This is a genomic window from Desulfovibrio inopinatus DSM 10711, assembly GCF_000429305.1.
Classification (GTDB): Bacteria; Desulfobacterota; Desulfovibrionia; order Desulfovibrionales; family Desulfovibrionaceae; genus Alteridesulfovibrio; species Alteridesulfovibrio inopinatus.
Window position 1 is genome coordinate 16,980 of sequence record NZ_AUBP01000027.1, and the last position, 22,534, is coordinate 39,513.

Annotated in this window: 21 protein-coding genes and 1 pseudogene; 13 read left to right on the top strand and 9 right to left on the bottom strand. The window is 49.5% G+C overall.

Annotated elements, in window-relative coordinates:
- The first annotated feature begins 28 nt into the window (after positions 1-28).
- From G451_RS29845 to G451_RS0116100, 5 genes are all read left to right on the top strand, one after another.
- Positions 29-631, top strand: a complete 603-nt coding sequence (locus tag G451_RS29845) for a GNAT family N-acetyltransferase (RefSeq protein ID WP_034642527.1) — start codon at positions 29-31, stop codon at positions 629-631.
- A gap of 403 nt (positions 632-1,034) precedes the next feature.
- Positions 1,035-2,747: a methyl-accepting chemotaxis protein gene (locus tag G451_RS0116085; RefSeq protein WP_245587831.1), complete on the top strand. Its 1,713-nt coding sequence runs from the start codon at positions 1,035-1,037 to the stop codon at positions 2,745-2,747.
- 222 nt (positions 2,748-2,969) lie between these two features.
- Positions 2,970-3,137 carry a hypothetical protein gene (locus tag G451_RS34195; protein WP_156921678.1) on the top strand — a complete coding sequence of 56 codons (168 nt, stop codon included), beginning with the start codon at positions 2,970-2,972 and terminating at the stop codon, positions 3,135-3,137.
- Complete coding sequence (gene ccsA, locus G451_RS0116095) at positions 3,134-3,565, top strand: cytochrome c biogenesis protein CcsA (RefSeq protein WP_027185066.1); 432 nt, start codon at positions 3,134-3,136, stop codon at positions 3,563-3,565. Before G451_RS34195 ends, ccsA begins: the two co-directional genes overlap by 4 nt.
- A gap of 322 nt (positions 3,566-3,887) precedes the next feature.
- Positions 3,888-4,661 (top strand): DUF169 domain-containing protein, encoded by a 774-nt coding sequence (locus tag G451_RS0116100; RefSeq protein WP_027185067.1) that lies wholly within the window; start codon positions 3,888-3,890, stop codon positions 4,659-4,661.
- 71 nt (positions 4,662-4,732) lie between these two features.
- Here G451_RS0116100 and G451_RS0116105 read toward each other — a convergent pair whose 3' ends face one another.
- Positions 4,733-5,626 (bottom strand): LysR family transcriptional regulator, encoded by an 894-nt coding sequence (locus tag G451_RS0116105; protein ID WP_027185068.1) that lies wholly within the window; start codon positions 5,624-5,626, stop codon positions 4,733-4,735.
- 156 nt (positions 5,627-5,782) lie between these two features.
- On the opposite strand from G451_RS0116105, the gene G451_RS0116110 reads away from it, so the two are divergent.
- Positions 5,783-6,178: a rhodanese-like domain-containing protein gene (locus tag G451_RS0116110; RefSeq protein ID WP_034642529.1), complete on the top strand. Its 396-nt coding sequence runs from the start codon at positions 5,783-5,785 to the stop codon at positions 6,176-6,178.
- 43 nt (positions 6,179-6,221) lie between these two features.
- Here G451_RS0116110 and G451_RS29850 read toward each other — a convergent pair whose 3' ends face one another.
- The 3 genes from G451_RS29850 to G451_RS0116125 form a co-directional block, all read right to left on the bottom strand.
- Positions 6,222-7,274 (bottom strand): sulfurtransferase, encoded by a 1,053-nt coding sequence (locus G451_RS29850; protein WP_051261576.1) that lies wholly within the window; start codon positions 7,272-7,274, stop codon positions 6,222-6,224.
- 223 nt (positions 7,275-7,497) lie between these two features.
- Positions 7,498-8,256: a 4Fe-4S binding protein gene (locus tag G451_RS29855; protein WP_051261577.1), complete on the bottom strand. Its 759-nt coding sequence runs from the start codon at positions 8,254-8,256 to the stop codon at positions 7,498-7,500.
- Positions 8,249-9,109, bottom strand: a complete 861-nt coding sequence (locus tag G451_RS0116125) for a substrate-binding domain-containing protein (protein WP_027185070.1) — start codon at positions 9,107-9,109, stop codon at positions 8,249-8,251. The genes G451_RS29855 and G451_RS0116125 overlap by 8 nt, the downstream gene beginning before the upstream one ends.
- A 1,208-nt stretch (positions 9,110-10,317) precedes the next feature.
- On the opposite strand from G451_RS0116125, the gene G451_RS0116140 reads away from it, so the two are divergent.
- The 5 genes from G451_RS0116140 (at position 10,318) to G451_RS0116160 (ending at position 14,875) form a co-directional block, all read left to right on the top strand.
- Positions 10,318-11,163 (top strand): ABC transporter ATP-binding protein, encoded by an 846-nt coding sequence (locus G451_RS0116140; RefSeq protein WP_084448619.1) that lies wholly within the window; start codon positions 10,318-10,320, stop codon positions 11,161-11,163.
- A gap of 85 nt (positions 11,164-11,248) precedes the next feature.
- Positions 11,249-12,319, top strand: coding sequence for an ABC transporter substrate-binding protein (locus G451_RS0116145; protein ID WP_027185073.1), 1,071 nt, complete (start codon positions 11,249-11,251; stop codon positions 12,317-12,319).
- 80 nt (positions 12,320-12,399) lie between these two features.
- Positions 12,400-13,197 carry an ABC transporter permease gene (locus G451_RS0116150; RefSeq protein WP_027185074.1) on the top strand — a complete coding sequence of 266 codons (798 nt, stop codon included), beginning with the start codon at positions 12,400-12,402 and terminating at the stop codon, positions 13,195-13,197.
- A gap of 3 nt (positions 13,198-13,200) precedes the next feature.
- On the top strand, positions 13,201-14,067 hold the full coding sequence (locus G451_RS0116155) for an ABC transporter permease (RefSeq protein WP_027185075.1): 867 nt from the start codon (positions 13,201-13,203) through the stop codon (positions 14,065-14,067).
- A gap of 28 nt (positions 14,068-14,095) precedes the next feature.
- Entirely contained in the window at positions 14,096-14,875 is a 780-nt protein-coding gene (locus tag G451_RS0116160) for an ABC transporter ATP-binding protein (protein WP_425387509.1), read from the top strand.
- A gap of 28 nt (positions 14,876-14,903) precedes the next feature.
- On the opposite strand, the gene G451_RS0116165 is transcribed toward G451_RS0116160, so the two are convergent.
- The gene (locus G451_RS0116165; protein ID WP_027185077.1) at positions 14,904-15,995 is read right to left on the bottom strand and encodes an ADP-ribosylglycohydrolase family protein; all 1,092 of its coding nucleotides are present in this window, start codon (positions 15,993-15,995) and stop codon (positions 14,904-14,906) included.
- 228 nt (positions 15,996-16,223) lie between these two features.
- Positions 16,224-17,069 carry a TylF/MycF/NovP-related O-methyltransferase gene (locus tag G451_RS0116170; protein WP_027185078.1) on the bottom strand — a complete coding sequence of 282 codons (846 nt, stop codon included), beginning with the start codon at positions 17,067-17,069 and terminating at the stop codon, positions 16,224-16,226.
- Between the two features lie 955 nt (positions 17,070-18,024).
- On the opposite strand from G451_RS0116170, the gene G451_RS29860 reads away from it, so the two are divergent.
- Positions 18,025-19,560 (top strand): methyl-accepting chemotaxis protein, encoded by a 1,536-nt coding sequence (locus G451_RS29860; protein ID WP_051261578.1) that lies wholly within the window; start codon positions 18,025-18,027, stop codon positions 19,558-19,560.
- Positions 19,561-19,713: 153 nt separating this feature from the next.
- On the opposite strand, the gene G451_RS0116185 is transcribed toward G451_RS29860, so the two are convergent.
- The 3 genes from G451_RS0116185 to G451_RS35030 all read right to left on the bottom strand — a co-directional run bounded on the left by G451_RS0116185 (position 19,714) and on the right by G451_RS35030 (position 22,424).
- On the bottom strand, positions 19,714-20,286 hold the full coding sequence (locus G451_RS0116185) for a DUF3156 family protein (protein ID WP_027185079.1): 573 nt from the start codon (positions 20,284-20,286) through the stop codon (positions 19,714-19,716).
- Positions 20,287-20,317: 31 nt separating this feature from the next.
- Positions 20,318-21,808 (bottom strand): APC family permease, encoded by a 1,491-nt coding sequence (locus G451_RS29865; protein ID WP_051261593.1) that lies wholly within the window; start codon positions 21,806-21,808, stop codon positions 20,318-20,320.
- A 391-nt stretch (positions 21,809-22,199) separates the two neighbouring features.
- Positions 22,200-22,424 (bottom strand): hypothetical protein, encoded by a 225-nt coding sequence (locus G451_RS35030; RefSeq protein WP_245587832.1) that lies wholly within the window; start codon positions 22,422-22,424, stop codon positions 22,200-22,202.
- Between G451_RS35030 and G451_RS35375 the strand changes: the two are divergent.
- Positions 22,344-22,532 (top strand): annotated as a pseudogene (locus G451_RS35375) (hypothetical protein); the annotation flags it as partial. The gene G451_RS35030 and the pseudogene G451_RS35375 overlap by 81 nt on opposite strands.
- Between the last annotated feature and the right edge of the window lie 2 nt (positions 22,533-22,534).

Here is a 22,534-nt window from a genome sequence, read left to right on the forward strand (position 1 = left end):
CGTCAGAAAACGTTGAGGTGAAAATACTATGCGCGGATGGATTGAATTTGAAACAGCCCGTTTGGTTTTGCGGCAATGGAAAGAGACAGACAAGAAAACATTTGCCGTACTGAATGCCGATCCTCGCGTCATGGAATTCTTTCCGGCTCCACTGACGAGAAAAGAAAGTGATGCCGTCGCAGATAAATGCCAGTTGTTTATTGAAGAGCACGGCTGGGGGTTCTGGGCCGTCGAAGAGAAGAGAACGCATGATTTTTTAGGATTTGTCGGATTGTATATTCCGCGCGCCGATCTCCCGTTTTCACCATGCGTTGAAATCGGCTGGCGGCTAGCATTTCCATATTGGGGCAAGGGGGTTGCCAGCGAAGCTGCCAAAGGGGCTCTTGCGATTGGGTTTTGCGTGCTCAACCTGAAGGAAATCGTTTCATTCACTGCATTCCACAATGTGCGATCGCAAGCTGTTATGCGTCGTATTGGTATGCATCGAGTGCCTGGCTCTTTTGCGCATCCCGGTGTTGCTGTTTCAAGTCCGTTGCGTGAGCATCTTCTTTATCGGTTGGCCGATCGTTCGTGGCGCCAGCAGGAAAACGAAATTCAATTGCCGGTGCACACCTTCGTTTCATTTGTATAGTTTCATGTTCTTGTGTTGATAATTAGAGTGAGAATGAGGTGTTTTATACTCTCTGTATTATTCTCCAAGTGTCACTTTGGCATGTTATGTTTTTTGCTTATGCATAAAATACATAATATTACAGGATGTTGTTTCTATTTTGATTTTATACCTCTGCCGTGCGTTTCGCTATCATGGGTATGACCATCTTGACGCCTTGAATCCATTAAGAATATCTTCTCCCCAAATATGCCTGTACAAGCGTCTGGTGGTTCCTATTTTACATTTTCAAAAAGGGGTTAGATTCTTGAATCAATTTTCGATACACTCAAAAGTTCTCATGCTATTTATTCTTTCAGTTGTTGCAACTTCAGCAATATTTGGAATTGGAGTTTATGCATCTTTTCATTTGATGGATATAGGAGTGGGAGAAGCGCAGCAGGTATTACTTCAAGGGGAGAAAAACAAAATAAAAGTTGCAACGGACTCCTTGGCTGTCGCATTATCCAAAGCTCTTCACGACATCCCATCAGAAGATGCGAAGGTGGCATTCCTCAGGCAATCAATTCATGATATTTTCTTTGAAAACGACAAGTCAGGGTACTATTTTATATATCAAGGAACGACTAATGTTGCCCATCCTGTAAAAGCAACGTTGCAGGGGAAAGATTTATATAATCTCAAAGGGAAAGACGGAGTCTATTCCGTTCGAGAACTTGCCGATGCTGCGGCCTCTGGTGGAGGATTTGTGTCTTTTTCTTGGGATAAACCTGGGAAGGATGCTCCTGTTCCGAAGCTTGGATACGCCACCATGATTTCAGGCTCTCCATATTGGATTGGAACTGGAGTGTATATCGATAATGTCTCCGAAAAAGCTGATGCTATTGCAACACTTATGCGTGAGCAGAGCAATATGTCCATCATTGAACAAGCTGTTTTATTTGTGGTACTTTTTATTTTTCTATTGCTCCCAACAAGTTTTTTTATTGCACGCAGTATTGTGCGTCCGATCCAAGAAACAACTGAAGCTGCCAAAACCATTGCCGCTGGAAATCTGGATGTACACCTTGATCAAACCGGTGGTGTTGAAGCGAGAAACCTTAAAGATGCATTAGCGACGATGGCGGCCTCGTTGCGAAAAATGATCGATTCGTTAAGTTCTAAGGAGCGCGAAGCCTTGAGTAAGGCTCAAGAGGCCGAAGATGCCAGTCGTGAAGCCCATGAAGCCGTGGCGTTGGCCGAAGCCCGAGCCAATGAAATGGAACGGGCGGCGGATAAGCTCGCTCATGTTGTCGAAATTGTTACTTCGGCTGCTGAGGAATTATCCGTGCAGATCGATCAATCATATCGAGGAGCGGAAGAACAAGCCAACCGCGTTGACGAAACGGCACAGGCGATGGATCGCATGAACAGCATGGTTCTTGAAGTTGCTCGGAATGCAGCCGATGCTGCAAATGCTTCGGATCAGGCGAGAAGCAAGGCTGAAGTCGGCTCTGAAATTGTCGCCCGAGCTGTAAAGAGCATTGATGAAATTTGCCAACAGTCGCATACTATCAAAAACGATATGGGAACGCTGGGCAAACAGGCCGAAGGCATCGGACAAATTTTGGATGTTATTTCCGATATCGCCGATCAAACCAATTTGCTGGCACTCAATGCTGCCATTGAAGCTGCACGGGCTGGCGAAGCCGGACGAGGATTTGCCGTTGTTGCCGACGAAGTGCGTAAACTCGCCGAAAAAACCATGACGGCCACGAGTGAAGTTGGGAAAGCAATCCGTGGTATTCAGGACGGGACGCAAAAGAACATCACACAGGTCGAACAATCGGTGCATACCATTGAACAAGCCACGGAACTAGCTAATAACTCGGGAAATTCGTTGCGGGAAATCGTTGATCTGGTCAGCGCGGCGACATCACAAGTGCAATCTATTGCTTCGGCGGCAAACGATCAATCGACATCAAGTGAATCCATCAGCAACAGTATTACCGATATCAACCAAATTTCCACAGAGACGTCGGGCGCGATGCGCGAATCGCATAGTGCGATTCTCGAATTGTCACGCCAGGTCCAAGAATTGCAAAAACTTATTGAAGATATGAAATGCGGTAGCGCTTACGCCGCATTGTCAGCATAGAATCGATCGCGTATCGCTACACACAGGCGTGTGGGTATCGTGTCTGCCCTCGCGCCTGTGCCCACCAAGGCACGAATTATCCAGTCTGTCGAGTCCTGAAGTCTGTGCTGACAAAACGCGCGCAACGGTATAAAATATTGCGAATCTCCCTCTCGACGGGATCACGTTTGAAATAATATTTCGTCGGATGGGAAATCCCTCAGGGGAATGGAGTACATCACTATGGGTATTGTTTTTGGAACAACTGTTGCGGCGGGATTGATTGGGCGATTTGTCTACAAGAAGACCAAACAAAAAAAAGCGGCACAGCAAACCTTGACTGAAGAAAAAATTGAACAGCAAGAAAATAAGGATGAAAAATCCTCCGTTTCTAAGGATCAACCCGTATGACACCGACGCTTGTCGTGCATATTGCTGCGTGCTCACTTGGGTATCTGCTCTTTGGCTTCGCCTTTTGTGTCGGCTGTGTGTATCGATATCGCGACCACATTATCAAACATAAAAAACTGAAGTTGACCGACCGATTTCCGTTCAGCTTGCAACAGTTGGATCGGATTTTATTCACAAGCATTTGTCTTGGGCTGGGATTTCTGACGATTGGTATTCCGACAGGGGTGATGGTGTTGAAAGCACAAAATGGTGTGTTGAACCTCGCGTCCGGTCGTCTCTTGCTTCCGGTTTCCATATGGTTGTTTTATATGCTTGTGCTCTACCTGCGTTATATTAAAGGCGTTCGGGGGAAAAATCCGGCACGTCTTGCCGCAATCGGTTTTACGTGTGCTTTGCTTTCGTTTTTGCTCGAATTGTTTTTGCTCTAACACAAACCGCGCTTTGACATACCTGACACCCTCGTTTGGAGAGGAGAGAGCACCGCCAAGTGCTCTCCTCGTGGTTGGTCACGCAGAGAAGCTCGTTTCCCCATCCTTGAGACATTATGCATATTTCCCGTCGAGTGATTTCTTTCGATTTGCAAGCACCCCGTTTTGCGGTATGTGGAGCATCTTCTTGTTGTGTTAATAATAGCATAGTTTACGTCGGGTTCATTTTTGCCTTCCTTCGTCAAACGAATCGGCGAGAAATGGTCTGACGTATGGAGATGGCTTTGTATTCAACCTTTTTCAACACATGGAGAACGCACCGATGACCTACAAAGAAATGCAAGATGTACTGATGAAAGAGCTGCGGTTGTACCACTATCCGATAGCGGTCAAGTTTTTCTATGACAACGACGAACTTGAAGCATTCCAAAATGCTGCACCGGAAATTCACACCCCGGTGAAACCGATGACGTTTTGTCAGTGGGAGATTGCAGCCCGCATGAAAGGGCAAATCGTGTATTCCGACTTGAAAGGTCTGGGGTGCGGCAATGCACAATACAGCTTTGGTTGGAAAGAATTGGATGAGGGAGAGATCAAAGGACACGCCAAATATACACGCGACCTTGATCAGGCAGAGCGGTTTGTGAAGTCGAAAGCGAGACTTGATGAAGGCCTGCTGGGGATTGCTGTGGCACCACTTGGTGCCATTGATGGCCTGTACGAACCGGATACGGTGCATTTCTACTGTGACAATATGCAGGCCTATCACTTGGCTGTCGATTACATGGCTGCCACGGATACGCATCCGTTGCGTCCGAGCATTACCATGAATTCTTCGGCTTGTGGTGGTAATGTCTATACCTTCCGTGAACAAGAATTCAATATGCTCCCAGCGTGCTCCGGAAGTTATAATGCGGGGAAGACCGAACGTGGCGAGATCAACGTCATTATTCCGGGCAAAAAGTTTCGTGCGACCTTCGATCGGCTGATGGAGCGCATCAATGCCTCCAGTAGTGCCATAACACGTCCCGGCGATGGATTCCCCGGAGCCGATATCTGTAAGAATTGTCCGCTTATTGTCTTCAAGAAAAAATAAATGAAGTGATGTCATTTCGCCGCTGGTTGCCCACGTGCAGCCAGCGGCTCAGCGTCCACAGAAGAGGAAACCTACCGGTTCAACGTAATTTCCTGCTTGAGAAAGTCGATGAAGTGATGGAAATAGGCGGGAAATTGTCGGGCTTTCAGCGTTGCGACAAAATGATCACGTTTCAATCCAGTGGAACCTATCCGTACTTTTTTCAGACCTCCGGTTTTCAAATACGGCTCCAAGGCCCAGTGCGCCATGACAAAGACTCCCATCTCCGCGCGGACCATTTCGATGGCTGCTTCGGTTAAAGGAAGAATCGTCGTGCGTGCCGGTGTTACATTGGCAGGCGCGAGAACGAACTGGTAAACGGAAACCGTTTCTAAAGGTAGTGAATGAATGATGAGGTTTTCGGCTGCAAAATCCTGGGCGGTCACATAGGGTTTGTCCGCCCATGGATGGTTTTTAGCAACAACCGCATACATTTCGTCACGAAATAACGGCGTATAGCGTATCGGCATATTCCGGATCGGATCGCTGGTGATAGCAATATCCAAGTCGCCGGAAAGCAGCTTTTCGAGCGGCTGGTGCGTCGCCTCCATAACGATGCGGAGCGTAACGTTCGGGTAGAGCGTTTGAAACTGACGCATAAGGGCGGGCAGCCAGTGATAGCTCGTATAGCACTCTGTGCTGATACGAATTTCACCTTCTTCACCATGGATGAGCTTGCGAATGCGGCGTTCGGTATCTTCGATTTTATCGAGGATGTCATCGGCGAGCTGAAGAAGTTGTTCCCCGGCTTCTGTGAGGACAAGCTTTTTATTCACCCGCAAAAAAATTTTGGTACCGAGTTGGTACTCGGCTTCCTGTAATTGTCGGCTCAGCGCGGATTGCGTCAAATGAAGTCGCGTCGTGGCCTTAGTGAGGCTTCCTTCCTCGGTGATCGCTTGAATAAGGCGCAAATGCCGTATTTCCATGACGGTATTGTTTCCTGGTGGGCATGACTGCTTGCGAGGGCATCATGAAAAGAATGCATCATGTTCATTCCATCTTTTCGTTATTCTTCTTTGCCTGCTGGCGGTACGGTTTTGTCGCATGCACAACACAACCGCGACGTAAGGAGAACCGTCATTATGGAAGAACAAATTCGATTTTATGAGGCAAAACTCGCGTATGAGATGGATTCTGCCGATCTCGTTGAAATATTGAAAGGAAAAGACTCCGTTGTTGTGATCGATACGCGGCAGGGCGAGGCGTATCATACGGAACATATTCCCGGATCGATCAGCTTTCCTCACCGAACCATGGATGCAATATCGACTCAAAATCTGGATCGAAACTGCGTGTACGTCACCTATTGTGATGGTATCGGATGCAATGCGTCGACCAAAGGAGCTCTCAAGCTAGCTCGCCTCGGTTTCAGGGTCAAGGAACTGATCGGCGGCTTGGATTGGTGGAAACGAGACGGATATACGACCGACGGAACACATTCCACGAAAGAGGGAGAGGACAGGCGTTGCGCGTGTTGAAGTCGTCTCGGGGCGGACATGCGCCCGCCCCGAGAACATGCATTTATTTTGAAGAAAAGGTATCAATGGGATTTTGTGCAGCTTCAGACCCCATTGACCATTCGTACCATCCGGAATCAAAATTGCTTATGGTATCCCAGCCGAGCATATACGCGTAGAGAAACGCCATGCTCGATCGCCAACCGGTTCCGCAATAGAAGGCGGTATGGCGATCACCACGAATTCCCTGTTCCTTCCACATGGCTTCAACCTCTTGAGGCGTTTTGAAGACCCCGTCTTTATCGACATAATATTCCATGGTCCATGGACCTTTTCCCGATTTTCCCCAAACGGCATTATGAACGCGGCCTTTGGTGGGGATATACGAGTACGGTGCGGTTTTTCCGTCGAATTCATCACGCGTACGGATGTCCATAAGAACAAAATCCGGTGCGTTACTTTTTATTTTCTGGCGGACAAACGGGACATCCACGAGATATTCAGGGTGCAAGGCTGTTTTGGCCCCAAAGTTGGCAACGGGATTGCGAGTCACAGATTCCGTGGAGACATCGAATCCGGCGGTTTTCCATGCATGCAACCCTCCATTGAGCAGAAACACATGTTCCACACCGGCATAGAGGAGTGTCCAGGCCAGACGCGCCGCCGCTGTCGGATCCTTGCCATACAGGACAACCGTACTGTTCACGTCGATTCCCATAAATGCGAGTGCAGGAAGCAAAAGGGTGTCCGGGTAGATGTTCCACCAGTTTCTTGGCAGCGTGGAATCGGGAGAAAGTCCCTTGGCCTGATCTTCTTCAATCGTTGTGCTACGTCCGAGTTTATCGGCTGGGGTGGATGAACGAGCGTTGAATTCATCATATTCGATTTCGTCCGTATTAATATGGATTGCCCCCGGAACATGCCCGGCGTCATAGTCTTTCGGGCCGCCCCATGAGACTTCCGCAATAATTAAACCGGTTTTTTTTTCGGTGATCCATTGGTGCAGTTGTTGTGGTGTGATGAGGATTGAATGCGGGTGGTGCAGCGGCGCTGCGCATACCGTTGAAGCGAAGAGGATGCAGACAATACTGAGGAATACAGGCATGTGGAATCGCATGGAAATCTCCTTTGAGTGAATACCGTCGTCGAGTATTAATACTGAAAGATATGATGGCGGATGATTATTTTCCGTTTGGGGTTAATCCGGCAGAAATTGGCGATACAACCGGGAGCGTACTTTCAACACTCGGTGTCTCGCTGAGAAGAGGCATTCGTGAGAGCGTGCAACGGATTTGTTTGAAAACGGGCTGCCGAATGATGTTCGGCAAGCCCGTGGTCGCTTATTGCGTTGTTGTTTGGGTGGATGAGGATGTCGTCGTGATTCTTTCAATATGGATTGCATCAACGGGGCATACAGGTTTGCAGGCTCCGCAGTTTGTGCAGTTCTGTTCATGCGGTCGTGTTTCAAGGTCGCAATGTCGGTTACACTTGCCGCAGTCCGTACAGGATGCATTCATGCTGTAGCCGTAGAAGCTGAATTTTCGAAAAGGCTCCAGAAGGGCTCCTGTAGGGCACAGGTAACGGCACCAGAAATGTGGAATGAGGATACCCAAAGCCAGTGCGCCAACGACAAAAAATGTTCGAACGAACCATAAGGGAAACGCATGTTCGAACGTGAGTGTTGTGGACGGGAAAAATTCGCCGGTACGAATTGGTACTGCCCAGCGGGGATTATGCATAATCCACACAAGATACACAGACGCGGCGAGCATGCCGTATTTAATATACGACAGCTTCTTGTCCAATGTTTTTCGTATTTTTCCTTTGAGCAGAGCAACACGGCTCAACAATTCCGCAACCATGCCACCAGGGCAGGCGTGGGAACAGAAGGCACGGCCGAAGATCAAAGCTGAGAGAAGGATGCCTATCCAGGTGATGAGCCAGAGTTTGCGGCCGGGACACTGGACGACGGGACAGTTTTCACAACTGACATAGGGAACGGCGAACGGACAGCGAAAAATTCCATAGTAGGAGAATGTTCCTAAGAAATAGAGGGAACCGGCCTGGATAAGACGTCTTGTCCACTGGATATTAGCCATTGATCACTCCGTACTTCTTCGCGAGCCGTTGTCCTTCGTCGGAAATTGCCGGAATGAAACCCGCTCGTTCAAAACATGCCTGACCTTTCTCGGAACAAATGAATTGGACAAATTCTTCGGCCATTGTCTTGTCCTTGGCCCATTTCATGACGCCGATGGTAAAAGGGATTGGCGGTGGCGGGAAAAACGCTTCTGGAATGTCAATGATTTCAAATTGATCTTTATAGCGTGGTAAACGCGTAATACGTAATTCCACCACTGACGCATCACACGTACCATTGGCCACATCGGCAATATCGTGTTGTACACAAGAACCAAGCCAGGCGGCATTGGCTTTGGCTTCCGGCAATGTTCCGCTCTTTTTGAGGAGTCCCATAACAGCCGCACCGCCGGGAGGAGAAGAATCCGGGGAAAATAACGTTTTGACACCGGGACGTTTTAAATCCTCAATGGACGCAATGTCGGCAGGATTGCCGATAGGCGTCACGATGACGTACTTTGTGAAACACAGCGGCCTATATGAAAGCATTTTCCCTTGTGCTTTGAGCTTTTTGGCAAGCTCCAAGACCCGTGGGGCAAATACTTCTGTTTGGGCGCTTCCTAAAAGTGATTTTCCCAACGCGCCGGCAAACGCACCAGTGTAGGCGATGGATATACCGGTCTTCTGCTCCCACGCCTGATTGGCAGGCATGAAGGCTTCGGCCAATCCACCACACGACCAGACTTGCAACGATTGGGCTGCTTTTTCCGACGATGCAGCATGAGCGGCAGTCGGTACGGCCAGTGTAGCCAAGGCCGCGCCACCACCTTTGAGAAATGCTCGGCGGTTCATTCCTGGTTTGACATCATGCACAATACTGTTCCTTTACGGGCTGGGTGGTGATGTCGTCAGCGACAGGGGCGAAGAACATCACACAGACCCGAGTTTACGCATGGAAGACATGCCATGTTGGGGGGGACAGAACAGCGCTGTTTCCGGAAAGAGGAAACAATGCATCCACAATAACGCAATCCATGCAAAGGATGCATGGTATCTGCTGAAGCTGGAGATCGTCAGAGGGAGACGGATCGGGGAAGAGTGATTGAAAAACGAGATTCCGATGTGGCAGCATACCTGGGGGGGAGATGTGACACGCCGCGCCGCATGATGCGGAAATTATACCGGTGGAATACGGCGATATACCCTTGGAGGAAGCTGAGGGGTGAAACATACGGGCGTCTTTCAATCTTATGGTGTCACGATGAGAGAGTGCATCGTGACCGCAAATAATGCCCGATTGGTAATTTTCTGTCTAATCGTTAATTCATATCGTTGAATAATGTATTTATTGGATTTTCCAATGCAGTCTGGAGCCTGATGACATTTGTTCACCATGAGCTTCGTGCAACAAGGGAAGCAAGAATGCGAGAGGAACAGGGGCAAGAGCCATTAGGCACTCTTTGACTGCCACAGAAACGCGCTCGATTGTTTCTCTAATATAGTCATCGTATATTGCCTTCAATGAGGTTGTCTGGGATCTTTTCAGAAAGACCGTGATGTTTACATCTGCAAATGGGAGGATTCTGTAGGCATTCTTCTCATACTGAATTTTCCAGGAGCAAGGCACCACTGCGTTGACCCGCCATGATGATCTTCGTTCCTCCGTTGCTGGCGATAACAGATTTGATTCAAATGACAATTATCGACGACGATTGACAAAAAGTATCTTGATTGACTACGTTCAGGCATAAGCGTCATTCATTAAGCGCTGATACCTTTCGAGGATTCAGCTATGCTGACGTGTTCGACGTTGGAGTGTCCATACGCTTCAGAAAACGACTACGTACAAGCCCACAGCCCAGGAGATTCTAGCAGAAAGAATTCTTGAGCCTCGTAAGAGGCGTTTGGTCATCTCATGCAACCATCCAGGCTCATTTTCATCTCTTCTGCGAATATACATCATAATTCATTTGGGGCGAGCCTCCATTCTCCGACATGAATACCGTCCTTGTCGCCTTTAAGACGGTTAGCACCAAGAGCTGGGCTAACGCCAGCGTATACAATGTCATTGAGGTAGTCTGATGCACCCTACCGCAGTCCCCGCCCTTCCTCGGAGCAAATCGAACATCGCGCCCACCGCCTGTTTGGCTACGACTGCATCCGGGCACGAGCCGAATGCGAAAGAGCAACGTGAGGTCAAGATCGAAGTGAAAAACTTGACGAAACGTTTTGGGGATCTCCTCGTGCTCGATAACATCTCCTTTGACGTGGCTGAAGGAGAGTTTGTGGCCATCGTCGGCCCAACGGGATGCGGCAAAACGACGTTTTTAAACGTCCTCTCCCGCCTCATACCCGTCACCAGTGGCCACATCCTCATCAGTGGCCAAAACGCTGATCCTAAGCGGCACAATATTTCTTTTGTTTTCCAGGAGCCCACCTGTTTGCCCTGGAGTACGGTGCGTGACAACGTCGCCTTCGGCATGGACATCAAAAGAGTGTCCCGTGCCGAGAGAGACAGCCGTCTGGAATACATTCTCAATCTTATGGGCCTTGCCCAATGCGCTCACCTTTACCCGAATCAAGTCTCAGCGAGCATGCTTCAGCGTATCGCCGTGTCCCGTGCCTTTGCCGTGGACCCCGACCTGCTCCTCATGGACGAGCCATACGGTCAACTCGACGTTAACCTCCGGTTTCATTTGGAGGATGAGCTGCTTAAGCTTTGGCGTAACCTGAAAAGCACCGTGCTTTTTATCACCCACAATATTGAGGAGGCGGTCTACTTGGCAGAGCGCATTCTGGTGCTCTCCAACAAGCCTACGACCATCAAAGCCAGTATTAAGGTGGAGTTGCCGCGTCCACGTGATTTTATGGACCCGGAGTTTATCCGCATCCGAAAAGAAGTCACGGAACTCATTCGCTGGTGGTGATTTCCAAAATCTACGGAATGAACTGTTGAGGCATACGCCCCTGAACAAAACAGGAAACACACAAGCAGCAACGTGAGGAGTCATTATGCGTGGTTTAAAATATTGGATGGTAACCAGCGTCATGATCGTGACACTTTTTATAGCTTTCGTATTTGCCGTCGCAGCCCAGGAAATACACCAGGAACTCGACACTGCCTGGATGGATGAAAATGAAACTTTTATCCCTTGGTACGCCACGCAACATGGCTGGGACAAGGCTGAAGGCATTGAACTCAATATGCTCATGTTTGACACCGGTATGGCCCAAATGGAGACCTTACCCGCCAAAGAGTGGGTGCTGGGCGGCACCGGCGGTGTGCCTATGATGTTTGGCGCGCTACGACACAACGCGTATCTGATCGCCATTGGCAATGATGAGTCCATGACCAACGCTGTCCTCGTGCGGCCCGATAGCCCTATCCTTAACGTCAAAGGCGCCAATCCAGCGTATCCTGATGTCTACGGTTCGGCCGACACCGTCAGAGGGAAGACCATCCTTGTTACCACCATATCCTCCGGACATTACGCCATGAGCTTGTGGCTTAAGGCCTTGGGGCTTACCGACAAGGACGTTGTCATCAAGAACATGGACCCAGCCCAGTGTGTGGCCGCCTTTGAAAGAGGCATCGGCGACGCCGTTGTTCTATGGGCACCCCAGATGTACAACGGCTTGAAAAAAGGTTGGAAAGTCGCTTCGGATGTGAAAAAGGCCGGAGGCTTCATTCTTATTGTTTTGGCTGGTGACAAAGAGTTTTGCGACAACAATCCTGAAGTTGTAGCCAAGTTTCTCAAGGTCTATTTCCGTGGCATCGACCTCGTGCGTAAGGACGGCGTAAAGCTGGCTCCGGACTACGTCGAGTTTCTCAGGTGGGCAGGGCTCAATATGAGCGATGAAGCGGCCAAAATGGATCTGGAGATGCATCCAGTATATACCCTGGATGAACAACTCAAACTCTTCGACGCTTCACAAGGCGAAAGTCAAGTTCAGGCCTGGCAGAAGCAGCTGGTGCAATTTTTTACCTCCCTGGGCAAGCTCAAGCAGGAGGAAGGCTCTCAGCTTGAAACCGGCTATTACATCACCGACAAGTTCTTAAAACTCGTCCCGACGGTAAAATAGTTGGATACGTTCTGGCGGCTGACTCCGTACCCCTGTTCACCGATCAGAGGCATCCGTCTACCGGCGTTGTTGGAGAATCCATGACGACCCATCGGGAAATGAAAATCCATACTCCTCTGGCGCTCAAGGTGTTGCCAGTGGTGAGCGTGGTCGTTTTTTTCCTTTTATGGGAGGGGGTGGTTTGTTTCGGCTTCGTGCCGGAAACCATGCTTGCGACCCCGAGCAGTGTGTTCAAGCTGCTTCTCGTCAAACTGCGGGAGAGTGACCCCGATGGGGCATTGCTCCAGCAACACATCTGGATCAGCATTCAGGAGGCTTTCAGTGGGTATTTTTTGTCTTTACTGATAGGCCTGCCTTTGGGATTGGCTATGGGTTGGTTTACTGTAGCCGAAGGGTTGGGGCGGCCTCTCTTCGAGATAATCCGGCCTATTCCGCCTGTGGCCTGGATCCCTTTAACTATCTTCTGGTTTGGCATCGGCCTGTCAGGGAAGATTTTTATTATATGGCTTGGTGGCCTTGTGCCCTGTGTCATCAACGCCTATGCGGGCGTGAAGATGACCAATCCTACGCTTATTCAAATGGCTCGCACATATGGTGCAAGTGACTGGCAGATCTTCACTCGGCTCTGCATCCCATCGGCTCTCCCCATGGTCTTTGGGGCGCTCCAAATCGCGTTGGCCTGCTGTTGGACGAACCTTGTCGGCGCTGAATTGCTTGCTGCGGATGCTGGACTTGGATTTCTCATTACTATGGGACGACGGCTGGCTTTGCCGGAAATGGTGGTTCTCGGTATGGTTATGGTGGGGTTTACAGGCGCGATTATTGGCGTAGCCATTGACCTTGTGGAAAGACGGCTTTTGACCAGTATCAGGAGGTAATCCATGCCAACGACCACGACTAGGGATGCTGTTGTGGCTCATGAGACAGTGGAGACCCACGTGGATCGTACGCCTTTGACTCTGAAACACGTGCTGCACAACCGTTGGCTACTTTACATTCTTTCGCTTACCGCCTTTTTCGCGGTCTGGGAACTCATGGCTCGGACTGGAAGTAAGGGGGGAGCCAGCACGTTGGCCAGCCCATTGGAAGTGATCAGGGAAATAGTCTTTCTCGCCAACAACAAGCTGGCACAAAAGACCCTTTGGGGCCATGCTTGGGACAGTACTCGACGTGTATTCATCGGATTTTCCATTGCCTCGGTTATTGCTGTACCGCTTGGGCTTTTTATGGCTCTTAACCGCTATGTTAACGCTGTGGTCAAACCCCTCTTCGATCTGTTTAAGCCTATGCCCCCCATCGCCTGGACCTCCCTCTCCATTCTTTGGTTTGGCATTGGAGAAGGTTCCAAAGTCTTTATTATTGTCATCGGTACCTTTGTGCCTTGCCTGCTCAACGCGTACAATGGTGTGCGTTTGGTTGACCCCGAACTCTACGATGTGATCCGGACCCTCGGCGGGAGTCGGCGCGACGAGATTTTGCATGTGTGTTTTCCAGCCGCGTTTCCGGCTATTTTCGCGGGACTGCAGATATCACTTTCCATCGCATGGAGTTGTGTGCTGGCTGCCGAGTTGATCAGCTCCCGTTCAGGATTGGGGTTTATCATCGTGCGCGGCATGAAGCTGTCACAGCCTGAAATCGTCATTGGCGGCATGATTGTTATTGCTGTGGCGGCCTGGGGTACCACTTTGCTCGTCATGGCTTTGGAGAGCGTGTTGTGTCCATGGAAACGTAAAATTGCTGGACAATAACTCCGGTCCTGGGAAGTCAGGTCTCGTCATGATGTCTTCTCCCGATGTGTCTCCTGTGGCTATTTCCTGTGACGATGTGAGTAAAACTTTCATTCAGAAAGGCCATCAGTTGGTACCTGTGCTGGAACGGGTAAACCTTGCCGTTCACGAAAACGAATTTCTCGTCATCCTCGGCCCGGGGCAGTGTGGTAAGAGTACGCTTTTACGTATTATTGCAGGATTGGAGAAACCCACTTCAGGCAATGTGATCGTCAAGGGGCAGCCTGTAACTGGCCCCGGAAGGGAGCGTGGTCTGGTTTTCCAAAATTACATGCTCTTTCCCTGGAAGACTGTGCTCGGCAACGTGAGCATAGGGCCCAAACTGCGCGGCGCATCCAAAGCTGAGCAACACGAAATTGCACGTCATTATATTCATCTCCTCGGTCTTTCCGGTTTCGAGAAGCACTATCCGCATCAGCTTTCTGGCGGCATGAAGCAGCGAGTGGGTATCGCTCGGGCTTACGCCAATAATCCTGAGATTATGCTTCTTGACGAACCTTTTGGTCAGCTTGACGCTCAGACTCGGATTTTCATGGAGCAGGAGATCGAACGTATCTGGCAGCGAGAAAAGCGCACAGTGTTGTTCGTGACGAACAACATCGACGAGGCGCTTTACCTTGGCGATCGTGTCGTGGCTATGGAAGGTAAACTTCCAGGGCGGGTGCAGTGTGCCTATACTGTGAACTTCCCTCGTCCGCGGGACGTAACGAGTATGGATTTTCTTCAGATGCGCAAGAAAATCATCAACTCTTCGGAGCTCACGCTTTAGTCCACTTACCGTAAGAATGTCTGTGATATTATAATTCAGTATCTTGAATGACGTATGACGCAAGCTGTTGCGCCAAGTCCAGAAGCTGTGTGCTGTTCTCCAACCCCTCGATAAAACGCGCCGGGATACCGTCCAGGCCGACGTGGGCACCGGTAAGGGCTCCGGTCAAGATGGCACGGGCTTGATTTTGCCCACCGCCATTCACGGCGTGGAGTACTGCCGATTCGAAGTCGTCGTGGAATCGGGCGGTCAGATAATAGGCCGCCGGTAACATATGATAGATAGCACAGGGCATGCCATAGACAAGGCTGACCTTCCACGCGGGTTCAATACGGATGCCGGTATCGGATGCCGCCATGGCCATATAGCTTGGCGTGAGCAGAGCATCTGGAGAAGCAAAGCGGCCGGCACGCGGTGGATCGGGATCACCCGGACGCGGCGCCTGCATACCTTCGCGGGTGACGGCATGAAACGGGAGTTCACCGTGCTTGACGAGATCCATCAGCTTCATGGAAAGCGTGGAATCCAATGTATGTCCTTGAACGATCATGGCCAGAACAGCACCGTAGGCGACGGTCATGGAAACAACGACGTCGTCGGTTTGCGTGAGAAGAGTATTTTCGCTGATGGCTTGGGCGAGTGTCGTGGGGTGTAGCGCATACCGAATGGCAATGGCGAGGGTGCGTTCGATAGCTTCTGTCGTGTCGGCATGCCCACCAGTTTTCCCCCATGGCAACCCTTGTTCAACGCGACAACGCCATGCCTCGCGAATGGATTGACTGGTATATCCGCCCGGGCCATTGGCCGGTTGACCATTGAGCAACGGAAAAATGTCCTCATCCATGCGACGACAAAAATCGGTGTGATTATACCCGCCATTTTCCACAAGAGATTCCACGGTCAGCTTCAGGAGAATGCCGGCTTGCGATAATTGGCCGGCGCGCAGTCCGTCATGATAGCGGCCCGGCTTGGGGGCGGTGTATCCATCAATCCAATCGCCGTAATCGCGACGTAATGCGTCCAAATCGTAATACCAATGCGGCCCCATCCCGAGTGCGTCGCCGATCCAGGCACCCATGAGGGCTCCCATGGCTCGATTGTGGGGATCGGGTTGCGTCATGTCGTCAGCTCCTTCTTGGAGAGTTGATTGTCTCGAATACGATACTATCTCGACGTGTAGCATACCAATGACCTTCTGTCACATCTTTGTGCAGAATGATGGGAGGAGAGGCAGGATGATAACGGGGTGAGAGGGATATCGACCACACGAGCCTCCAGGGAGAAGGCGACTATCTGGAGGCTCGTGAAGATGTCCGACTGGGGGGATGTAGAGAGGAATGCTGTCGTTTTATCCCTTTGAGATAATGGCCGTTCCATGCAAATCAGACAGGGGGACTACGAAGACGTTTTCTTCTTCGCAAAATTGTCGGACTGCCTGTTTGGCGCCTGAGAATCGGGAGTTGTTGTAGTCGTGAATGATCAGACAGCCGCCTCGGGAAAGCCGTGGGTAGAAAAATTTCAGCCCCTTGTACAAGGGTTTGTATAAGTCCGCATCCAGACTCACGATGGCAAAATGGTCATCAATACCGGCGGCTGTTTCGGGGAAATATCCGGCTTTGAAGATGGCCTGCTCCGGAAACGGCAAGCGTTGACGCACCATCTCAATGGTGGTGTCGGTAAAATTTTCTGTCGTAGCGCGGGAGAATCGTTGTTCTTGCTCAATGTCCACGTCGCGTTGATCGAAGCCGGAAAAAGTATCAAACAGATAGAGTTTCCGATCCGGAAACAGGCGGTTCATTTCCGCAGCAAAAGCACCTTGATACACCCCGAGTTCAGCGAGCGCTCCATCAATGGATCGATCTTTGACTTCCTGAGCGAGCATTTTCAGGGCGGAAAGTCGCAAGTCAAAGGTGTCGCGTAAATCGACAGCCGTGATGACAGGAGCTTCGATCCCCATGTTCTGCAATTGCTGCTTTGCGCTTGCGCAAGCATCTTTGTTCAGCATGGAAATAAAAACGATATCGGGAGCATAGGAGGCGATGTCATCAGGAGAAATAATGGGAATTGAATCGACTGCAGTTCCCCACTTGGCTTCATTGATGTCGCAATATGCAGCAATGTTGATATCGCTGTTCAACAAGTTCCCCACCATTTTTCCGCCTTGACCAGCGCCCCAAATGATAACGGTTTTCATAATGTCCTTTTTTATTGTATGTCGAATTTGTAGGGATGAGCGTTGCCCTGTACGAGGCGGGTTCGTCAAAATCATCGCCCAACACCGTGGGTATTATCCCTCAGAGGCAGACACGCCATGCCGTGCAATACATCAGCCTTGGGAGATAAGCAAAGAATGGGAACGTATTGGATTCTTTAAACGTTCCGCATCTTTTCTCTGTGTCGAGCGAACATGATGTCCAAAACAATATGCAGAAGATACAAAAATATCACAGCGAAAAGAGAAAAAAGATGTGTATGGGAAAAGTATTCAACTCACACGGTAGAGGCTACGGCGAATGAGTTTGTGACGTGTGTAAATGAGCGGCTATCAGAGACAGTTTGCTCAATATGATATCAGAAATATGTCACCTTTTGTCGTTATTTCATGTCTATATGATTTATTATGAGCTTTTTGGGGGCGAGTATGAGACGAAGAGAATATTCGTTGTATGAAACATATTTGTTATTTTAAGGACAACGTGCGGACATATCAATGTATCAATGGTATTGACGGAGGGAATATGATTTCAGTTTCAGAAGTCTGGCTTATATGACCTCAACACGAAGGGGTTTTCCTGGACAGGTTATACCCTAAAACGCAAAGTCTTATAGACAATGCATGGCAATATATGACAATATATGTTGAGGTTTAATTCAAGAGAAAAATAGATTTCGCTTCATAATAGGAGGACGGCAAGATATGGGGAGTGAATCTCTGCAACGATATTCGACCATGGTGCAAGATAAAAAAAAGTTTTTAAATGATTTCGATCCGTTTTTTTCCATGTTTGGTAACAGCGCTTGTCGCGTGCCAATATATATTGAAGGTATTTCAAGTGAGACTACATAAATCGATTGTTTGGTGTCGTCTTAGACCGGGCAAGATGAAAATGTAACAACAGGCCTTTCACTGCAAATCTCGGAGTATTGAAATGCTTAGTACTCAATTGAGCCGGTTGAATGTCAGACTCATTTCCAGCTACACTGTGATAATTCTTTCCCTTTTAATCATTGGTGGGACAGGTTGTTACGCCGCCCTCAGTATTCAAAGTGCCCTCCAAGATATTTTTAGACGGTATCTTCCGAGTATCGATTATTTGGTTGAGGCTGACCGCGACCTTCAGCAGCTTCTTGTGGCCGAGCGATCGATGATCTTTGCAGAAGTTCAGTCGGAGACTTTTGAAACACTACTTGAGGATTACAAGACGAACATGGTGCAAGCGCAAGAGCGTATCGACAAGTATAAAGCAATTGCGAAGACCGAAGTAGAGCATGCACTGATTCAACAGTTTGAAACGGCCTTTTCCGATTGGAAAACTGTTTCAATGAAAGTGGTCGAAGTAAGAGAAAGTAACACCAGTGAAGGGCGTCAGATTGCCATGAATCTCACGCTCGGGGACGCTCTTCAAAAATTTGAGACGATGCGTGAGATTATTAACCAGCTTACTGAACTCAATCTCAAATATTCCGAGGAGAAAGAGCAGTCCTCAACACGGGTTGCCTCGAGATCCATAGGCTTTATCATTGGGCTCACTGTGGTGATGATTCTTTTTGGCGCGATCATGGCATGGATTATTGTTCGTGCAGTCATGAATCAGTTGGGCAAGGACCCCAGCGTCATCGCGAATATTGCGCAACAAATCGTCGTCGGCGATCTCACATTTGAATTCTCTGAGAATCAGGTGCGCGGGGTCTATGGGGACATGAGGCGAATGGCCCAACAGCTCACAATGATCGTCAATGATGTTCAGGCTGGATCCCATAGTGTGGCCTCAGGGAGTCAGGAACTGGCCTCCTCTTCGGTGAGCCTTTCGCATGGAGCTGCGCAACAAGCTAGCAGCGTAGAAGAAATTTCTTCGGCAATGAATCAAATGGGCGTGAATATTAAGAATAACGCAGATAATGCCATTCAGACGCAGGGTATTGCTCTTGAAGCCGCACACGATGCTCAAGAGGGAGGCGAAGCGTTCAAGCGGACTCTTGACGCAATGAAAGCTATCGCAGAGAAAACATTCATTATTGAGGATATTGCTCGGCAAACCAACTTATTGGCGTTGAACGCCGCCATTGAATCTGCTCGAGCAGGTGAGCACGGCAAGGGATTTGCGGTTGTTTCGGCTGAAGTCCGCAAACTCGCGGAACGAAGCGGGGCTGCTGCAGCTGAGATTAGCAAGCTGTGCGGCTCAAGTGTGCAGTTGGCGGAAGAGGCAGGTGATATACTGAATTTGATGGTTCCGAAAATTCAGAAAACAGCTGAGTTTGTACAAGAAATTGCTGCTTCAAGCTCTGAGCAAAATGCCGGAGCAGAGTTGATCAACAAAGCTCTCCAGCAACTTGATCACGTTGTGCAACAAAATTCTGCAGCATCCGAGGAGATGGCGTCTACTGCAGAGGAACTCTCCAGCCAAGCTGAGCAGCTCATGTCCACAATGGGCTTTTTCCGAATCAGCTCCGATATGATGCTGTAAATATGATGAAGTTGATTTGAATGTTGTATTGCAGGCATCATTCATAGTGGAATCGTAAAACTCTCTCGACGGCAGAGCTGATCGTGGTCCTGTATACCGGAAGTCTGCTTCTCTTCCGGTATACGGGAAAACGTGAGGTAATGCCAAAACCAATCAGTGAACGTTCTTTTGGCTCAGGGTGTTACCGTATTGACTCACAATGCGTTCCAGTCGTTCAAGAGCGCAGGCGGTCATCTCGGTCTGGTCCTTTGGAAAGGCAACCGCGTACCGAACGGGTGGCAGAGCCAGAAAGACCAGCCCACCGCCATACGGAGACAGTGTGATCGTTGCTTTGTTGCCGGACAGTGTGATGTTCAGACCAGCCAGGTCCAAGCGTTGCAAGGTGGTTATGAGAACACTGTCCGCGTGCAATTGTTTGATAAGGCGCTGTACGGTCGTGTTGTTGCTCTTAGAGGAAAAACACCCACTTCGGAAACGCAACAGGCAATGCTCTGTCTGACCAATGTGTCGTGTCAGGCACAGATTGACGGACATGCTTCCACCCATAAGCTGGCGCTGCCATGACTGTGTTGCTGTCAGTCCATGCAGGGTGTGCGGAAGGCCAGCAAAATGCACATCGCCGTTGTCGCTCAGTTTCGCTTCTCCCCACAATTCGGCAAAGAGACTCGAAGTTTTCAAGATCGCTTCATTGGCTGCATTGCGTCGTTTTATTCGTGATTGAAACATCGTTGCGTTCCTTTTTCTCAGCAGGTGAAATTTACTCGATAGGGGCGTTCAGTGGTGTTGGAGTGTGGGCTGCACCGCAGTTTGGGCCGCAGCCCGGGTTGATGACAAACGTAGCCGGAATGCCGTTCGTGTACAGTTCCTTTTCCACCAAGCCCCATTCTTCTTGTGCTGCACGGATGCCCATGGGGCGGAACATGGAGCCTTTGACAACAAAGCGGAGCCAGAAAATCACATAGAGAAGCGTTCCCGCGACCATAATTCCGGCAAGACGGAAAATGGTGCCCTCCATTTCCGGGACAGGGGCGATGTTGATAATGGCGTATCCCATGCCCAAAGTGCCAAGAACCTGCGGGATAGGGTACAGTGGGGATTTATACGGGCGCTTATAATACGGGTAACGACGGCGCAGGATGATAACATCAATATGTGCGATGATATACGCGAACAGCCATGAACAGCAGGCTGCCAGAATGTACACGATAAGATTCGGTGCTTCGCAGATGCCACCGAAGAAAAATGTGCTGATACTGAAGGCCATGAAGAGAATGCCGATCCACGGTGTATGGAACCTCGGGTGAATGGATCGAAATGCGGTCGGCAATTCACGGCTGACAGCCATACCATAGAGCATGCGTGGGACCACTCCGATGACCGTGTTGATGGTGCTTGCGCTGGCAAAGATGGATACGATGGCGATCCAGATCATTCCAGGACGACCGAGCATGGCCAAGGCCATATCAACATGGGGATGGTTGGAGTCTGCCAGTTGGTTGGCCGGCACGTATTTCAATGAAGCGTATCCGTATACGAGGTTTACAAAAAATATTGCCAGCAGACCGTACAGCATGGCCCGAGGAATATTTTTTTCAGGCTCTTTGGTTTCCTGAGCCATAGGGGTAACGAATTCGATGCCGATGTAGAGCCAGATGGCCAGGGCTGTCAGACCGAAAACGCCCATTCCCATGGGATTGAAAGGCATGTCCGGAATGTTCGGTGGGGGAAGAGTACCAAGGCCGGTCAGTCCCATGATACCGAGCAGCGCCATGGAGATCATCATGGACAGGGTGAAGGTGATTTGCAGCTTGGCAAAAATGTCCACACCGATGACGTTGGTTACCGTCAGAACGGCGAGGAGGAGCCCCCCCCAGAAGACAGGCGGGATACCGGGGACAAATGTTTCGCTTATGACCTGACCGGCTACGGCTAACTCTGCCGGCGCGGCGAACAGGTTGGGAATGATGTACGCCAAGATAACGGCTGTCATTGCCGGGAGTGATCCCATAGCGACCTTGGTATAGGAGCGAATGCCTCCGGCATGCGGCATCATACACGACAGTTCCGCGTAACTTTGGGCGGAAAAGAGCTGGAGAATCCAGGCCGTGCCCATAGCTATGACAAAGCCACCGCCAGCCAGGCCCATACCCTGACCGAGAGATACCAGCGTGCTGGACGCGACCACCAATCCGACGGCCACGGAAAAGCAGGAAAAAAATCCGAGGGTTTTTCGTAATTCTGTCTTCATGTGCAACTCCGAAAATGCAGACCCCATCGGGAATGCAATGCTGTAGATGGCCTTGTGGCCGGTTTGCATAGCCTTTGGAATCATTGAATTGCCAAAATTGTACCATTTGGTTTGAGTACGGCGAATTTGTGCTTATCTATTTGAAAATAAAGGGGAGTTCCATTAGGCAGCATGATGTCCTTATAAGGTGAATGCATGCAGTTGACAAAAATGTCCCTTGAATTTCAGGGAAATCCTTGTATTTCAGGAGAAACAAATGTCACACATCGTGTGTTGACATTTTTGAAAAAACAATGCGTTTTTTGCATTTGCTTTCATGCTCAATGGGTTGAATGGAGAAGGACGGCCTTCTCCTCATTACTCTTGTTGGGGGGGAGGAAGATCTCTCATGTTATATTCCGGGGATATGCTGACCATCCTTTTGTACTGGCTCAGCAGCTTCGACGATATCTTGTTCAAAAAGGTTCTCTCTGGTGAGTTCGACAAGTCCAGGTGGGCAGTTACGGCCACTGACGAGTTTGCCAATCTCCTCTATGTGAATAATTCGTTTTGTACGCTCGTCGGGTATTCCCGTGATGAGTTGTTGCAAAAGAACGCCTTTAGCGTTTTGACTCATGATGCCTACACTCGTTTACGAGGCCATTTTGAAAATTTTTTGCTCACAAAGAGTAAATTTCGGTGCGATATTCTTAAACTCACATATATCCACAGAGAAGGGACGTTGCA

Bases quoted from the DNA above. Each gene is read 5' to 3' on its own strand.
- G451_RS29845 (WP_034642527.1), top strand. From the start codon at position 29: ATGCGCGGATGGATTGAATTTGAAACAGCCCGTTTGGTTTTGCGGCAA.
- G451_RS34195 (WP_156921678.1), top strand. From the start codon at position 2,970: ATGGGTATTGTTTTTGGAACAACTGTTGCGGCGGGATTGATTGGGCGA.
- ccsA (WP_027185066.1), top strand. From the start codon at position 3,134: ATGACACCGACGCTTGTCGTGCATATTGCTGCGTGCTCACTTGGGTAT.
- G451_RS0116100 (WP_027185067.1), top strand. From the start codon at position 3,888: ATGACCTACAAAGAAATGCAAGATGTACTGATGAAAGAGCTGCGGTTG.
- G451_RS0116105 (WP_027185068.1), bottom strand. From the start codon at position 5,626: ATGGAAATACGGCATTTGCGCCTTATTCAAGCGATCACCGAGGAAGGA.
- G451_RS0116110 (WP_034642529.1), top strand. From the start codon at position 5,783: ATGGAAGAACAAATTCGATTTTATGAGGCAAAACTCGCGTATGAGATG.
- G451_RS29850 (WP_051261576.1), bottom strand. From the start codon at position 7,274: ATGCGATTCCACATGCCTGTATTCCTCAGTATTGTCTGCATCCTCTTC.
- G451_RS29855 (WP_051261577.1), bottom strand. From the start codon at position 8,256: ATGGCTAATATCCAGTGGACAAGACGTCTTATCCAGGCCGGTTCCCTC.
- G451_RS0116140 (WP_084448619.1), top strand. From the start codon at position 10,318: ATGCACCCTACCGCAGTCCCCGCCCTTCCTCGGAGCAAATCGAACATC.
- G451_RS0116145 (WP_027185073.1), top strand. From the start codon at position 11,249: ATGCGTGGTTTAAAATATTGGATGGTAACCAGCGTCATGATCGTGACA.
- G451_RS0116150 (WP_027185074.1), top strand. From the start codon at position 12,400: ATGACGACCCATCGGGAAATGAAAATCCATACTCCTCTGGCGCTCAAG.
- G451_RS0116155 (WP_027185075.1), top strand. From the start codon at position 13,201: ATGCCAACGACCACGACTAGGGATGCTGTTGTGGCTCATGAGACAGTG.
- G451_RS0116160 (WP_425387509.1), top strand. From the start codon at position 14,096: ATGATGTCTTCTCCCGATGTGTCTCCTGTGGCTATTTCCTGTGACGAT.
- G451_RS0116165 (WP_027185077.1), bottom strand. From the start codon at position 15,995: ATGACGCAACCCGATCCCCACAATCGAGCCATGGGAGCCCTCATGGGT.
- G451_RS0116170 (WP_027185078.1), bottom strand. From the start codon at position 17,069: ATGAAAACCGTTATCATTTGGGGCGCTGGTCAAGGCGGAAAAATGGTG.
- G451_RS29860 (WP_051261578.1), top strand. From the start codon at position 18,025: ATGCTTAGTACTCAATTGAGCCGGTTGAATGTCAGACTCATTTCCAGC.
- G451_RS0116185 (WP_027185079.1), bottom strand. From the start codon at position 20,286: ATGTTTCAATCACGAATAAAACGACGCAATGCAGCCAATGAAGCGATC.
- G451_RS29865 (WP_051261593.1), bottom strand. From the start codon at position 21,808: ATGAAGACAGAATTACGAAAAACCCTCGGATTTTTTTCCTGCTTTTCC.
- G451_RS35030 (WP_245587832.1), bottom strand. From the start codon at position 22,424: ATGAGTCAAAACGCTAAAGGCGTTCTTTTGCAACAACTCATCACGGGA.